The organism is Blastopirellula marina (assembly GCF_002967765.1).
In the GTDB taxonomy this organism is placed as follows: Bacteria; Planctomycetota; Planctomycetia; order Pirellulales; family Pirellulaceae; genus Bremerella; species Bremerella marina_A.
On the sequence record NZ_PUHY01000012.1, the window covers coordinates 328406 to 343970 of the forward strand.

6 protein-coding genes are annotated in these 15565 nt (G+C 56.6%); 3 read left to right on the top strand and 3 right to left on the bottom strand.

Annotated elements, in window-relative coordinates:
• Positions 1–54: 54 nt before the first annotated feature.
• The gene (locus tag C5Y83_RS17690) at positions 55–1083 is read right to left on the bottom strand and encodes a dihydrodipicolinate synthase family protein (protein ID WP_105331092.1); all 1029 of its coding nucleotides are present in this window, start codon (positions 1081–1083) and stop codon (positions 55–57) included.
• A 168-nt stretch (positions 1084–1251) separates the two neighbouring features.
• On the opposite strand from C5Y83_RS17690, the gene C5Y83_RS17695 reads away from it, so the two are divergent.
• The 3 genes from C5Y83_RS17695 to hpnH all read left to right on the top strand — a co-directional run bounded on the left by C5Y83_RS17695 (position 1252) and on the right by hpnH (position 6735).
• On the top strand, positions 1252–3429 hold the full coding sequence (locus C5Y83_RS17695; protein WP_146117817.1) for a hypothetical protein: 2178 nt from the start codon (positions 1252–1254) through the stop codon (positions 3427–3429).
• Between the two features lie 85 nt (positions 3430–3514).
• Entirely contained in the window at positions 3515–5617 is a 2103-nt protein-coding gene (locus C5Y83_RS17700; protein ID WP_233207270.1) for a terpene cyclase/mutase family protein, read from the top strand.
• Positions 5614–6735: an adenosyl-hopene transferase HpnH gene (hpnH, locus tag C5Y83_RS17705; protein WP_105331094.1), complete on the top strand. Its 1122-nt coding sequence runs from the start codon at positions 5614–5616 to the stop codon at positions 6733–6735. Before C5Y83_RS17700 ends, hpnH begins: the two co-directional genes overlap by 4 nt.
• A gap of 178 nt (positions 6736–6913) precedes the next feature.
• On the opposite strand, the gene C5Y83_RS17710 is transcribed toward hpnH, so the two are convergent.
• Together C5Y83_RS17710 and C5Y83_RS17715 are read right to left on the bottom strand one after the other, a co-directional pair.
• Complete coding sequence (locus C5Y83_RS17710) at positions 6914–7813, bottom strand: hypothetical protein (RefSeq protein WP_105331095.1); 900 nt, start codon at positions 7811–7813, stop codon at positions 6914–6916.
• 53 nt (positions 7814–7866) lie between these two features.
• A complete protein-coding gene (locus tag C5Y83_RS17715) occupies positions 7867–15558 on the bottom strand; it encodes a type I polyketide synthase (protein ID WP_105331096.1) in 7692 nt (2563 codons plus the stop codon).
• Between the last annotated feature and the right edge of the window lie 7 nt (positions 15559–15565).

Below are 15565 nucleotides of genomic sequence, written 5' to 3' on the forward strand. Positions count from 1 at the left end.
ACAAGAAAACAAAAAGGGCCTCGATTTTTCGAGGCCCTTTTTCGTAAACGTTTCCTAAGTTGCTAACCCTCGGCGACGCAATTCTTCCACCACGCCTTGGACGATCTTCGCAACGTCGTCCGGATCAGGGTTCGACGCACCAGCGGGGCAGCCGCCGACCGGTTCGTCAACAAAGCCTTCAGCGGAGAGCATGCACTGAAGTTGATTCCGTAAGATGTCGACTTCCAGTTTCTGACTGGCCGATTGCGGCTGGCGACCGCTGCCTGGCTTGAAGCCACGCAGAGCCAAAGCGGCTCGGAAACCTTCGGGGAATTCGCAGTTCTGAATCATCGCATCAAACAGCGTCAGCAAACGATATTGCAGGTCACGTGCCTGATCGAGGCGGCCCAGCAGCGTCAGGTCGAACAATCGGCGCGTGATCTCAGGCACCACGCCACTGGTCGCGTTCGTGCCGCCATCGCAGCCGATCAACAGCATCGGCATCAAAGCAGCATCCCAACCAGTCATAAAGCTGAAATCTGGTCGAAGTGGGCGAACCGCCGTGATCATTCGCATCATGTGTGGCAGATCGCCGGACGAATCCTTAATGGCAACGATCTTCGGGCACTCTTCGGCCAAACGCTGTACGGTCGGCACATCGATTGGCGAGGCGAACATCGGGATGTTGTACAAGGTGACGTCGATCGGTGTATTGTCGCCGATCTCTTTAAAATATGCGTAGACCGCCGAGGGACTTAGTTTGTAGTAAAAAGGCGAGACAATCGCGACGGCGCGACAACCAAGCTCGTAGTACGCTTCACATGCCTTGAGCGTTTCCTTAACGTTGGCCTCGGCAGCGCCAGCCAGGATTGGCACTCGGCCACGCGTTTGGTCGGCGATGATTTCGATGATTCGGCGACGCTCTTCCACCGTGAAGCGCAGGAACTCACCAGTCGAACCGTTTGGATAGAGTCCGTGCACCCCTTTGTCGATCAGCCAATCGACATAACGCCGCAGTTCGGCTTCGTTGATATCGCCATTGGCATCCAAGGGGACGATGTTTGGAGTGAAGATACCGGAGAGTCGCTGGGAGGAAGGAGCCATCGAAACTATATTCCGCTTGGGCGTGAAGGCTGACGGGAAGGGAGCAAACCCGTTAGAATCTACGGGCTGGGCTTGTCGCAGGTAAATAGTGATTCAGAAACACTAGCATAGTCCGCCAGATGGGGCACGTCAGCCCGACGATTCCTTCAAAAAGCAGCTGTTCCCCCCGTGTCTCGCTCAAAACGCAATTCCGACACCCCATCCGAGGCATCCTCGCTGCTAGACGCCCCATTGTGCGTCTGGATGTTCGTAGCTGGGGCCCTTGTTTACGCCTATTGGTACTTCTCGGCGCCCATGCCGTGGCCTGCCCCAGCGCCCGGCCAGCCAGCGTTTGACCCGACACGCGGCGATCTGGTGCAGAATGGCTTGCTGCTGCTGCCTGAGATCGTCATGAACTGGTTCGGCGGTGGTGAATCGCCATTGGGCGGATTCGATCGACTCGGCATCGTCTTGATGGCGACCTTGATTCTACTGTTCAGCTACGCGTTGGGTGAGTTCGTGTTATTCCGCCTTAATCTGCTGAAACAATTTGGCCAGATCGACGGTTTTGTTCTGCGATTGGCAAGCGGATTGATGCTGCTCAGTTGGTCGACCTGTGTGCTAGGTCAGTTTGGATTATTGCATTACCCGCTGGCTTTCTTTGTTGTGCTGGCGACACTCTTTTTCACGCTGGGCATTGCCTGGAAAAAGCACCTCTTCGAGCGTGCAACCGAAGAACAACCGCCTGCCACTTACAAGTCGCAAGAACACGAGTCGTGGGCCTGGCTTCTTGCCGCGGTGCCTCTGGTGCTATTCACCGTCGGTGTTTCAATGCTGCCGCCGTACGAGTACGACGTCGTCGAATACCACCTCCAATTACCGAAACAATGGTACGAAGCAGGCCAGATCACCGTTTTGCCAGGGAACATCTACTCCGGCATGCCGATGGGCGCCGAGATGTGGGCGCTGTTGCCGATGGTGTTTCAGCCATGGGAAACGGACTGGTACTACGGAGCGCTTACCGGCAAGCTGATCGTGGGACTTTTCACGCTGCTAACTGCCGGGCTGCTGTATGGTGCTGGCAAACGCCTGTCTGGGGAGTGGGCAGCGCGTGCCGCTGCGATATCGGCGTTGGGCACGGCATGGCTCATCTATCAAAGCGGCACTGGTTTGGTCGACGGAGTTTGGGCGTTTTACACCTTGGCTGCCCTTTATCCCGTGCTGTTGGTATTCGCCGCTCAGCCGAAAGATAACGACGGACTACCTTTGACCGGCTTGGCCGTATTTTCTGGCTTGATGGCTGGGATGGCGTTCTCGGTGAAGTACCCAGCCCTTCTGATGGCCGTGTTGCCAGTCTTCGGGATGTGGATTTATGCGGTAAGAACCGACTGGAAACGACTTGGCCTGTATGTTGCCGCCGTTACCGTTGTCGTTTCACCCTGGCTGGCAAAAAACGTCCTCGCGACCGGGAATCCGGTTTACCCGCTTGCTGGAAACGTTTTTTCGACCGACATCCGTTCCCCGTCACAAATCGCCCAGTGGGATCACGCCCATCAGGTGCCCGAAGATGCCAACGGCAATCGCTACTCAACGAAACAATTGATCCAGGGGTTCTGGATCTTCTTGGGCCGCAGCGACTGGATGGGGCTAACAATTGTCCCACTTGCGATCGCCGCATTGTGGATTGCGCCACGTCGACTCTCGATCCCTCTCGCCGTCATGCTGGCCATCTCATGGTTAGTTTGGTGGGGGTTATCGCATCGACTAGAACGCTTCCTGATCCCGGCGATTCCCTTGGGTTGCCTATTGGCCGGATTGGGGGCCCAGCGCATCTCAGAAAACCGCCTCGGCCGCGTCGCTCTCCGTGTTTGGCTGGGATTGGGCCTTTTTACCGCGTTCGCGCTGGTGAACATGTACGATTCGATCAAGCTTGATCCGCAGATCTTCGTTTCGCTGGAAAGCGACAAGAATGTCCACATAACCGACGCCATCGCATTCCTCAATGAACAAGCTTCCCCAGAGGACGTTGTTCTAGCGACCGGTGATGCAGAGTTGTTTTACCTCCAGACGAAGGTCCTGTATCACACCTGCTTCGATGATGCCCCCTTCAAGCCGCTGCTTGCGATGACCGCTCAGCAGCGCCGTGACTGGCTGGCCGAACGCCATGTACAGTGGGTTTATGTCCACTGGGGCGAGATCGCGCGATTCCGCAGTCCCGGCAACTACGGCTTTCCTGAATATGTGACCCGCGAGTTCTTCGAGGAAATGGAGATTCAGGGCATTTTAGAGCGTACCCAGTTTGTACATGGCAACCCAGAAGAGCCTGCGGTGGTGATTTATCGTGTTCGACCTGCCGACGCCCCGTAAGTCTGCCTTGTTCAGTATGCGAATCTGTCATAGGCTGACGGTTTAGAAGAATTGATTCTGCCCCCTCGTTCGCAACGCATTTGCCATGATGGATGGATCCTCCTCACTAGCCCGGGACCGGCGTTCTCAATTAGACGCCGCGGCTAACGCCCCTTCGCTTTCCACCGCGATTCAGCGAACTTCCGACTGGCTGCTGGCCAATCAGCATGCCGATGGTTACTGGTGCGCTGAGCTCGAAGGGGATTCGATCCTCCAAAGCGAGTACATCCTGCTGCTCGCTTGGGCCCGCCGAGAAAACTCGGAAGTGGCTCAAAAGCTCTCGAAGAAACTGCTCAGTCAGAAGCGCGAGGATGGAAGCTGGGCACAGTACCCCGAAGGCAAAATCGACGTCAGCTCGAGTGTTAAAGCCTATTTCGCGTTGAAGCTGACAGGGCACCAGCCGTCGGCGGATTACATGGTCAAAGCCCGCGATGCCATCCTCGAAGCTGGCGGTGCGGACTCGGTGAACAGTTTCACCCGGCTGTACTTGGCACTGCTGGGCCAGATTCCCATGGAGCTTTGTCCGGCGATTCCGCCGGAGATGATCCTGTTGCCTAACTGGTTCCCACTTAACATCTATCGAATGAGCAGTTGGTCGCGGACGATCTTCATTCCGCTGGCCATTTGTTGGGCCCTTCGACCGGTGGTTGATCGCTCTGAAGATTGCTCGATCCGCGAATTGTTCACCAAACCGCCCGAACAGTGGCCGGAACTGCGCTGCCCCGGGCAGGAGAAGTCGAATCGCTTCTTCACATGGGATCGCTTCTTTCGCACCGCCGACAATACCCTGAAACGCATCGAAAAGTGGCGTTTCCGCCCGCTTCGCAAGCGAGCACTCAAAGCATGCGAACAATGGATCCTCGACCGCATGCCAAAGAGCGACGGGCTGGGAGCCATCTTCCCACCGATCTTGTGGAGCATCGTTGCCTTCCGAGCTCTCGGTTACGACGATCAGCACGAAGCCGTGCAGTCATGCTGGAACGAGCTCGATAAGCTGATGATCCACGACGATGAAGAAGGCACGATCCGTATTCAGCCTTGCAAAAGCCCGGTGTGGGATACGACCATCACGCTGCGAGCTTTGGCCGCTGGTCGCCTCGGGGCCGATGTCCCACGTGTTCGCAAGTCGCTCGATTGGCTGCTCTCGAAAGAAGTCCGCGACAAAGGGGACTGGACGAACAACGTTCGCAGTGAACCTGGCGGCTGGTTCTTTGAATTCAACAACGAGTTCTATCCCGATCTTGACGATACGGCGATGGCCTTAATGGCAATGCAGGAACAGTTGGCCGAAATCGGTGTAACGCTGGAAGTACATCCTGGTCAATCGTGGGAAAACACCACGATCCTCACCACCTCGAACAAGATTGCCGTCGAAGACGCGGTCGATCGCACGCTACTGCTCGACAAGATCTCAAGCGCCACCAAACGAGCCCTCGCTTGGAGTGCGGACATGCAAAGTCACGATGGTGGCTGGGGAGCATTCGACAAGAACAACGACGCCGAATTCCTTTGCAAGGTTCCATTCGCCGATCACAACGCAATGATCGATCCCAGTTGGCCCGACCTATCAGCTCGCGTGATCGAGTCGTTCGGGCTTTTGGGTGTGCATCAGCATAGCCGTGGTAAGCTCGGCGACGTAGTCCGAAACGCGATCAGCTACATCCGCGAAAACCAGCACTACGACGGCTCGTGGTATGGTCGCTGGGGCGTCAATTATATCTATGGTACTTGGCAGTGCCTGGTTGGTCTGGTTGCCGTTGGCATTTCGACCGATGACGAAATGATTCAGCGTGGTGCCAAATGGTTAAAAGGTTGTCAGCAGCAATCAGGCGCCTGGGGCGAAACGTGCGACAGCTACGAAAACCCGAACCTGAAAGGGATCGGCACACCGACCCCTTCGCAAACCGCTTGGGCACTGCTCGGCCTAATGGCCGCCGGCGAAGAAGAAAGCCCGGAAGTCCGCAAAGGGATTCAGTACTTGCTTCGTACCCAGAAGGAAGACGGCACATGGGACGAAGAGCCGTACACAGGGACTGGCTTCCCTCGCGTTTTTTACCTTCGATATCACTACTACCGCATCTACTTCCCACTGTTGGCCTTGGCGACATGGGCAAAGAAGACCAATCCAGCAACTGAGGCGTCTCGATGAGTGTCCCGATTTCGCAAATGTGGACCGTCGCGTCGTACGTCCTCAAACAGAAACTACTTGGGCGTAAGCGTTACCCGCTCGTGTTGATGCTGGAACCGCTGTTCCGCTGCAACTTGGCCTGCGCTGGCTGCGGTAAGATTCAGTTCCCAGTCGAGATCCTTCGCAAGCAGTTGACGCCAGAGCAATGCTTCGACGCGGTCGAGCAGTGCGGCGCCCCAATCGTTTCGATTCCAGGTGGCGAGCCCCTGCTGCATCCACAAATGCCGGAGATCGTCGAAGGCTTGATTCAGCGAAAGAAGTATATCTATCTGTGCACCAATGCGCTGAAGCTAGAAAAGGCGTTACCGCAGTTCAAGCCAAGTAAGTACCTCACCTTCTCGGTCCACATGGACGGACCGCGGGAAGAACACGACCATGCCGTCTGTCGGGAAGGTACTTACGATATCGCCGTGAGCGCGATCAAAGCGGCCCTCAAACAAGGCTTCCGCGTTACAACCAACACCACGCTGTTCGAAGGTGCTCAGCCGGAGCGAATCCGTGGCTTCTTCGACGAGATGATGAACTTGGGCGTAGAAGGAATGATGCTTTCTCCTGGCTACAGCTATGAGAAGGCTCCTGACCAAGATCACTTCCTGCAGCGGAACCAGACCTACCGCCTTTTCCGCTCGATTCTGTCGGCTCCGAAAAAGGCCTGGCAGTTCAACCAAAGCCCGTTGTTCGTCGAGTTCCTGAAAGGAAACCACGACCTCGAGTGCACTCCGTGGGGCAACCCGACGTACAATATCTTCGGCTGGCAAAAGCCCTGTTACCTGGTCGACGAAGGGCACACGCAAACCTTTGATCAGTTGCTGGAAGAAGTCGAATGGGCGAACTACGGCACGCAAAGCGGCAATCCCAAGTGTGCCAACTGTATGGTGCACAGCGGATACGAGCCAAGTGCGGTGAACGAAACCTTCTCGTCCCTGGGGGGCCTTCTGAAGACCGCTATGTTGACGTTATTTGGCCCGCCGAAGTCGAACCGACCATTGCCTCAGCTGGAATCGGACGATCGGCTTGATGATTCACATGGACCGAAACGTCCTGAGCACAAGCAAACGGAACTGCCGGTCCTGCAATAGGTAGGCCAGGCAAGGTTAACAGTCTGTTGATGTTCTGCTTCGTTAGCGAGTCATTTAGATTGGGACGAGGGCCAGGCGTGAGTCCGCAGGCATATCCACTAGATATGTCGAGGAATTCACAACGCCGCAATCGCCTCAATCTCAATTACATAGCCGATCTGAGAAATTCGACAGGCTGTTAAGCGTGATCAATCTGCAATCGCTGCGGCAAGCCTTCCGGCATGGGCGTTGAGTCTTGGCATACGAGGCGAACGACATTTCGCTTCGGGGCTAACAGAGCGTCATCGGCGAAAATGACTTGAAACTTAGTACCGTTGGGCCCATCGACGATGCTGCCGTCCACTAAGGCCTTTTCTGGCAGAGAGTGTTGCCAGCTCCAGCGGCGTAGCCAACTGGCAATCTCGTTGAGATCCTTCCCTTGGCTATCGGCGTAGACTTCCAAATCTGCCAAGTCGATTTGACGATTGCCAACGGTCTCGAAGATGATCCAGCGCTCGTCGAGCCACGACAGCCGCAAGTTGGCCAGCAAATCGAACGGCGGCATGCCGACCATCTGCGTTGTCTGAAGAACGTCGCCTAAAAACTCCAGCGGTAAAAGCACTTCCCCGCCTGGGCAAAAGAAGGCAGTGACCTCCGGCAATTCCGACAACGCCCTGACCAACTTCACCAAGGCCAAGAACGAATTAATCCGCTCGTCCCGAGTTTGTGGCGTGCTGGCTCCCTCGAAGAATCGCAGCAGCAGAAAGCCTTGATGCTGATCGACGAACTCGCGGGCCTCTTCCCAACCAGCACTGTGGCGAACGGCGCGAGCCAGGCTGTCGCTGGTTGTACACGGTCCCCACGTGGAAGGATCTTCTAAGGTTTCGGGCCAACGATTAGGAAAGGTATCGACGACAATCACGTCTCCGTCACCACGAAACGCACCGCGAATTTGAAGTCGCGCTGAGCCGTCTGGGGCGTTGCCCTCGATCAGTTCGCACACAAATCCAGCCGCCGTGAGATGCCCGAAAACCGATTCCAATTCCAACGGGCAATCAGTCAGCAGAGCGACCGCTTGTGTACATGCCGTATCGTTCACGGTCGATTCCCCCGAACAAGTTGGACGGATGCGTGAAGCGTGCCGCCAAGTAGTTACTTCGCTGCGTTCTCCGCTTCGGCTTTCAGTTTTTCCAGTTCCTCTGCCGTCGCATCCACGGTTTGACGGATCTGATCTTCGTTGTGACAGCTGGTAATAAAGAACCGCAACCGAGCTGCTTTCTCTTCGACCGCAGGATACATGATCGGTTGAACATTGATCCCGCGAGCGTAAAGGTTCCGCGACAGTTTGAGTGCCAGGAACGAGTTACCGGTAATCACAGGAACCACTGGCGTGTCGTCGCTGTGTCCCGTATCGAGCCCCTTCTCCTTGGCCAGCTTCAGGAAGAGTCGCGAGTTGCTGATGCACTTGGCAACGACTTCCGGATGCTTGTCGATTCGCTTGAGTGCAGCCAATGCTGCAGCGGCATTGGACGGAGGCATGCCGACACTGAACACGAATCCGGGAGCTGTGTACTTGAGGTACTCGATCATCGTCTTCTTGCCGGCGATGTAACCGCCGCAGCTGCCAAACGATTTACTGAGCGTGGCCATCAGAAAGTCGATCCGCGAACCGGGGATGCCGAAATGTTCGCAGATCCCACGACCAGTCTTGCCCATGGTGCCGATCGAGTGAGCCTCGTCGACAAAGAGCAGCGCCTTATACTTCTCTTTGATCTCGACCAGCTTGGGCAAATCGCAGTAGTCGCCGTCCATGCTATATACACCTTCGACGACAATCACGGCGCGGCGATACTTCCCACGCATCTCGGCCAGCATGCGTTCGCAAGCCGCGGTATCGTTGTGCGGAAAGGCGCGGCGTTGGGCCCCCGACAAGATGCAACCTTGCACGAGACTGTTATGAGCGAGTTCGTCGTGAAGGATCAAATCGCCAGGGTTCATTAGATGCCCAATAGTCGTTTCGTTGGTCGAGTGACCACCCACAAAACAAACGGACGACTCGGTCCCAAGGAATTCAGCGATCGCTCGCTCCAGTTCGCCGTGAATCGTTTTCTCGCCAGAAACCACTCGGCTAGCAGATACACTGGTACCGAACTTCTCGATCGCAGCTTCCGCAGCGGCGTTCACTTCGGGATCGCCACTGCTTCCGACGTAGTTGTAGCTACTGAAGCACACGAACTCGCGTCCGCCGATGATGGCTGTGTCGCGAGTCGTTCCCTCGTGAACATCGAAGTAAGGACTTTCCATTCCCATGCGAGCGAAACGCGCGATGCGTTCTTGCAGCTCGATCACTTCCGGGAATTGATCGGTCTGGTAGTCAGCCACTGGGATGTCTTCCAACGCTCGCGCAGGCTTCTCTTTCACCGCAGGAGCTGCCGCTTGGCCGCTGCTGGCGGAGAAATCGCCTTCCACACCAATCAAGCCCGCGACTGCTGTTGCGAGCGTGGTGACCGTCGTATCTTGCGAGAACTCTTCGACCGGGATATCGATTTCAAGCTCGGCTTCGATGCCGTTCTTCAGCTCAATCCCCATCAATGAGTCGAGTCCCACCTCGGCCAGTGGCTTAGAACGATCGAGCTGAGAAGCCGAAATACCAAGCGTCTTCGCTGCTTCGTCGGCGACGTAATCGGCGATGAGCGAAGCTCGCGCGTCTTCATCAGCTTGCTGTAAGCGATCTCGCAGCGAACCGCCACCGGAGCTGGCCACTTTGCGTTCTTGACGATGAATCCTGGCAAGTTCATCGAGTAAGCGGGGATGCTTGTTGCGACCGAATTGTTTGAGGAACTTCGACCAGTCAACAGGGAACACACCGACGTTTGCGTTTCGTGTCGGCAGCAGTTCTTCCAAGGCCAGCAAACCTTGTTGTGGGGCAATCATCCCCAAGCCGATTCCGGCGAACCGACGAGTATCGGCACCGGCCGCCATACCGCCGCCGCTCCATGGTCCCCAGTTCACACTTAGCCCAGGCAAGCCATCTGCCCGCCGCGATGCACAGAGCGCATCCATGAACGCGTTGGCCGCGGCGTAGTTCGCCTGGCCTGGTGAACCAATCATCGCGGCAATTGAGGAGAAGCAGACGAAGAAATCGAGTGGCAGCTGGCGAGTCTGCTGATGCAGATACCATGAACCGTCAACCTTCGCTGGAAGCACTTTAGCGAATCGATGCCACGTTTGTTGAGGCAACGTGGCATCATCGAGCACGCCGGCGGCATGGAATACGCCTGCCAAAGGGGGCAGTTCGGTTTGAATGAAATCGAGCACCGCCGCGACTTGGTCGTAATTGGCGGCGTCCATGGTCGAGATGGTGACTTTCGCCCCAGCCGCTTCCAACGCGGCAATACGATCGGCGGCATCGTCACTGGCTTTTCCACTGCGGCTAGTCAACACGACACTCTTCGCGCCTTGCTCGATTAGCCACTGGCAAACCTCCAGTCCGATCGCCCCGGTTCCGCCGGTAATCAGGTAACTGGCATCGCCCCGCACCAACGGACGTTCGCCCGCAGGAGGCGTCATCTGCAGAATCACTTTTCCGAGATGCTTGGCTTGTTGCATAAAGCGGAAAGCCTCGACGGCATCTTCAATGCGATAAGCTTGCAACGGCAATGGCGTCAATTTGTTGGACTCGAATTGCGGTAGCAAGTCGGCCAGCATCGATGCAATCAACCCCGGCGACTGGCGTTCTTCGTCTCCAAGGTCGAACGGAAAGTAGCTCGCCTTTGGACGAATTTCGGCGAACTGCTCAGCTGTCCAGATACCAATCTTGCCGATCTCGACAAAGCGTCCTTTCTCAGCCAGGCACTCGACGCTCTTCGGGATGAACTCTTGGTTCAAGCTATTTAGGACAACGTCGACGCCAGCGCCGCCGGTATCCTCAAGAATCTGCTGACTGAAGTTCGTCGTTCTCGAATCATAAATTTTTTCGATGCCCAGCTCGCGCAGGAAGTCCCATTTCCCTTGGCTGGCGGTCGCGTAGATCTCGGCGCCGATTGCCTTGGCGATGGCGACGGCAGCTTGACCAACACCACCAGCGGCGGCATGAATGAGAACGCGTTCTCCCTTCTTCAGTTTCGCCAACCGCACCAAACCGTAATGGGCGGTCAGGAAGGCCAATGGAATGGTCGCGGCTTGGTCGAAGGTCTGATTACTTGGCTTCTTCGCAACGTAGTTTTGATCGACCAATAAGTGACTGGTCATACTGGCGGTCGAAAGGGCGATCACCTCGTCGCCAAGCTGTACGTTCTTGACGTCTGGCCCAACGGCGGTAACAACGCCGCTACACTCGAAGCCGAACGTCACGTCGGCTTCACTCAGGATGCCGATCTCTTTCTCGTATTCCTGAAGCATGCCGAGCGCTCGCAGCACATCGCGAAAATTCAAGCCGGACGCTTTGACAGCGATTTCGACTTCCGTTGCGGCCGGCTGCGTGCGTCGTTTAGGTGCGAGCTCCAAGTTGGTCAGCATACCGAACTTCTTGAGTCCAAGCTGATACGACTGCTCCGGAACGATTAATTCGCCTTCGGCGGCCAATCGCATCGGAACCAGGCGGGACGAGTAACGCTTTTCGCCACGCAGCGCGATCTCGGTTTCTGCATCGGGAACCCAGATTTCACCGAAGACACGACCGGCCATGTCACGATCGTTGGCATCGATATCGATTCGTGTGCATGCCAATTTGGGCATCTCGTTAGCGATCACTCCGGCGAGTCCCCACGTCGTGCCTTCCAGCGGGTGACGAATCGCATCGCCAGCGACGACTGCTTGCCCTCTGAGAGTCACTACGTGTAGCCGCGGCGATTGCTCTTCGAGCTCGCCCAGGGCTTGGGCGATGTGCAGCAGTCCTTGGCAACCGAACGCTTGATCGACGACCGATTCGTTCGCGGGTCCTTCCCGATCGTCCTGAGCCCAAAGATAAATCACGCCACGTAGCTTCCGCGTCGCATTGAGCTTCAGGGCACCTAGCAAATCAGCGAACTGAGATGGGTCTCCGGGATCGAGGCTGGCATCTTCCTCACCGTATTCCAACTCGGCGCCGGGAAAGACCTGCATCACGTGCTGCTTGCGTTGCTGCAACTGCTCGGTCAGATACCCAGTGATCGGCTTGTTATCACCGAAGATCAGCCAAACGGACTCATCCTTCTCGTCGACGGTCAGCGGCTTGCCGATGCGCGGCGTTTCGATCCACTTAATTTCGTGGTACCAACGATCGACATCCGCGACGAGCCGCTTTTGCAGATCGATCTTGGCCAAGCGGGCCAGACGAAGGCCGCGAACTTCGGCCAGGACTTCCCCTTCTTCATTGGCCAACAAGATGTCGGCCTCGACCTGAGGCATACGGCCTGGCTTGCGAGCCGTGATCTTAGCCGAGCAGGCAACACGCGGTGGCGAGTGCTCCTCGAAACAGGTAATACTCTCGACACCGATCGGGATAAACGTCGTTCCAGGCGTCAGCTCGTCGGCCAACAAGCTACCTACCGTTTGGAAGCAAGCATCGAGCAGGGCAGGGTGGAGCGTGTAGTTACGGGCATCGCTTTGCAGCTCGCTGGGCAACGCAACTTCGGCCAGCGATTCATCCTCGCCGTTGCCCAATTGCTTAATCCCCTGAAATGCGTGGCCATATTGCAGTCCGCTTTGCTTCGCCCCTTGATAAAACTCGGCGACATCGACTTGCTTCTCCATGCGGAAGAACGCATCTTGAAGGTCGGCCTTTTCTGGACGGGCATCAGCGGGGATGATCTTGCCGGCGGCGTGCAACTTCCAAACAATTTCGGATGCTTCCGATGATTCGGCGCTGAGAATTCGGAACGAAGCGTAACCCAACTCTTCCGGCAACAGCACAACTTGCAACGTCTTGGAGTGCTGCTCGGCGAACACTAACGGCTGTTGAACTTGCAACTGTTGAACCGCGAACTGCCCAGCCTCGAAGTGGTTCTTTGCGGCTGCAAGGGCCAGCTCAACATACGCGGTCGCCGGGAACACCGGCTGACCAAATAACTGGTGATCATTCAGGTAAGCCGGAAAACCTGGAGCCAGATTCGTTTGGTACAACACCTCATCGGTTGCTGTGGGGATCTGCACGCCCAATAGAGGATGCGACGTGCGCGTCGGCATCAATCCGGTTCCAGTGCCGAAGTCTTCACCGGAACTAACCGGCATGGTATCGGGAGCCCAAAAGCGGCTTCGCACGAATGGGTAAGTCGGCAACTCAACGCGTTTCCGCGGGTAGGGAGAGTCGAAAGCATTCCAGTCGATGGGAATACCGATCTCGTACAGCTCGCCCAGCGAGTTAAGCATCATCTGCCAGTCATCGCGACCGCTGCGCAGACTGGGGAGCCAAGCGTTCTCTTTGCCGGGCACACTCACGCGCCCCAGTCCCGACAAGACCGGTTGCGGACCAATCTCAACAAATACGTTGCCACCCTTGTCGGCAATAGCTTGAATCCCGTCCGCGAAACGGACTGCTTCGCGGAGATGCTGCCGCCAGTAATCTGGCTTGATGAACGTGTCCTTTGATAGCTCACCGGTGAGATTCGCAGCGATTGGAAATGAAGCAGGCTTCATCTCAATTGAGGTAACGGCTTGTTCGAACTCGTCGAGAATGGGTTCCATCAGGGGCGAATGAAACGCATGGGAAACGGTTAATCGAGTCGCGCGAATGCCTTCGTTTTGACACAGCTCGGCCATCTCGTCAATCGCTTCGGCCGCACCACTAAGTACCGTTTGCTGCGGGCTGTTGACGGCAGCCACACTGACATTCGTCGAGTGCCCATTGACCAGGGTCGAGATTCGATCGGCACCGGCCGACACCGCAAGCATGGCACCACCGGCTGGCAGGCTTTGCATCAGCTTTCCACGCAGAGCGATCAAACGTAGCGCATCTTCCAACGAGAAGACACCCGCCGCACAAGCTGCCACGTACTCGCCAACACTATGACCGATGGCCATGCTCGGCGTCACGCCCCAGGACTTCCAAAGCTCGTACAGCGCGTATTCGGTCGCGAACAGCGTTGGCTGCGACATGGCTGTTTGATGGATCGTCTTGCTTTCGCTATCCGCGAACAGCACGTCCAAGAGCGGTACGTTATACTTGGCCAACTCTGCGGCACAGCGATCGATCGCATCGCGATACACGGGCTGCGTATCATATAATTCGCGTCCCATTCCAGGGTACTGCGAGCCTTGGCCGGTAAAGAGAAACACCACCTTGTTACGGCGACGCACAATCTCGCCGTTCGACGGCGTTTTCTCGGCCAACTTTTGTAGAGCCGCGACCGCGTCTTCTTTGGTTGTGGCGTTTACCGTTGTGCGAACGTCAAGCGTCGACCGGCCGACCGCGACACTATGGGCGAAGTCTGCCAACGAAACATCTTCGCTCTTGAGCGCTTCCAAATAACGTTCGGCCAACAGCGGCAAACCATCGGCCGTTTGCGTCGATAGAGGAATAATATGCCGCGGTCGTTCCTGCTCCGGCTTCTCGGTGCTCGGTGACGATTTCGAAACGTAGTCGCCAACGATCAAATGGCAGTTCGTACCACCAAAGCCAAACGCGCTCACCCCGGCGGTGCGCTCGCCCGGTTTGGAATTCCACGACTTCGCTTCGGTGACGATTTCGACCTGGGCGCCGCGAAGGTCAATGTAGGGATTGAGCGTTTCGAAGTTCAAATGAGGCGGAATTTGCCCCTTCGAGAGCGAGAGCACCAGTTTCAACAGGCCAGCGACACCAGCGGCTGATTCGAGGTGGCCGATATTGGTTTTGACGCTCCCGATACGCAACGGTTGCTTCTCGTCTCGATCGGTCCCCAGCACTGTCTTCAAGCTGCGTACTTCGATCGGATCGCCCAGCGAGGTGCCGGTCCCATGGGCTTCGATCAACTCGATCGCTTGGGGTTCCAGATTGGCATCGGCTAAGGCAGCGCGCAACACTTCTTGCTGCGACGGACCATTGGGCGCCGTAAGCCCGTTGGTCAATCCATCTTGATTGACAGCTGTCCCCTGGATGACGGCCAAAATCCGATCACCATCGCGTTCGGCATCGCTCAAGCGTTTCAGGATGACGGCGCCGCAACCTTCGCCGCGCACATAGCCATCGGCTTTCGCATCGAAGGTTTTGCAGCGGCCATCTGGGGCCATCATGCGGGCCTGACAGAAGGTGATCGTTCCTTCCGGTGTCAGGATCAGATTCACACCGGCGGCGACGGCCAGATCGGTCTCGCCCGATTGCAAACCTTGACAAGCGAGATGGGCCGCGACCAACGATGAACTACACGCCGTATCGACCGCAATGCTAGGGCCACGGAAGTTGAACAGGTAACTCAGACGATTGGCAGCGATCGAAAGACTGGTTCCGGTGGCGCTGTAAGCACTAAGCGATTCGAGCCCACGGAAGAGCAGACGTTGATAGTCGCTGTTGCTGATACCAACGTACACACCGGTGGCGCTATCGCCGAGCGACTTGACCGGAATGCCGGCATCTTCGAATGCTTCCCAAGTCACTTCAAGCAGTAAGCGTTGCTGCGGATCCATCTTCTCGGCTTCGCGTCCGCTGATGCCGAACAGGGTCGGATCGAAGTCGGCCACATTGCCGAGGAAGCCTCCCTTGCGGGTATACATCTTGCCAGGCGTGGCCGGCTCGGGATCGAAAAGGCGATCGACATCCCAGCGATCCGGCGGGACGTCACCAATGGCGTCGCGCCCTTCGATCAGAAGATTCCAAAAGGCTTCCGGGCTGTCGGCCCCCGGCAAACGACAACCGATTCCGATAACGGCAATCGGCTCATGTTTAGGCTGCATCGAAAAG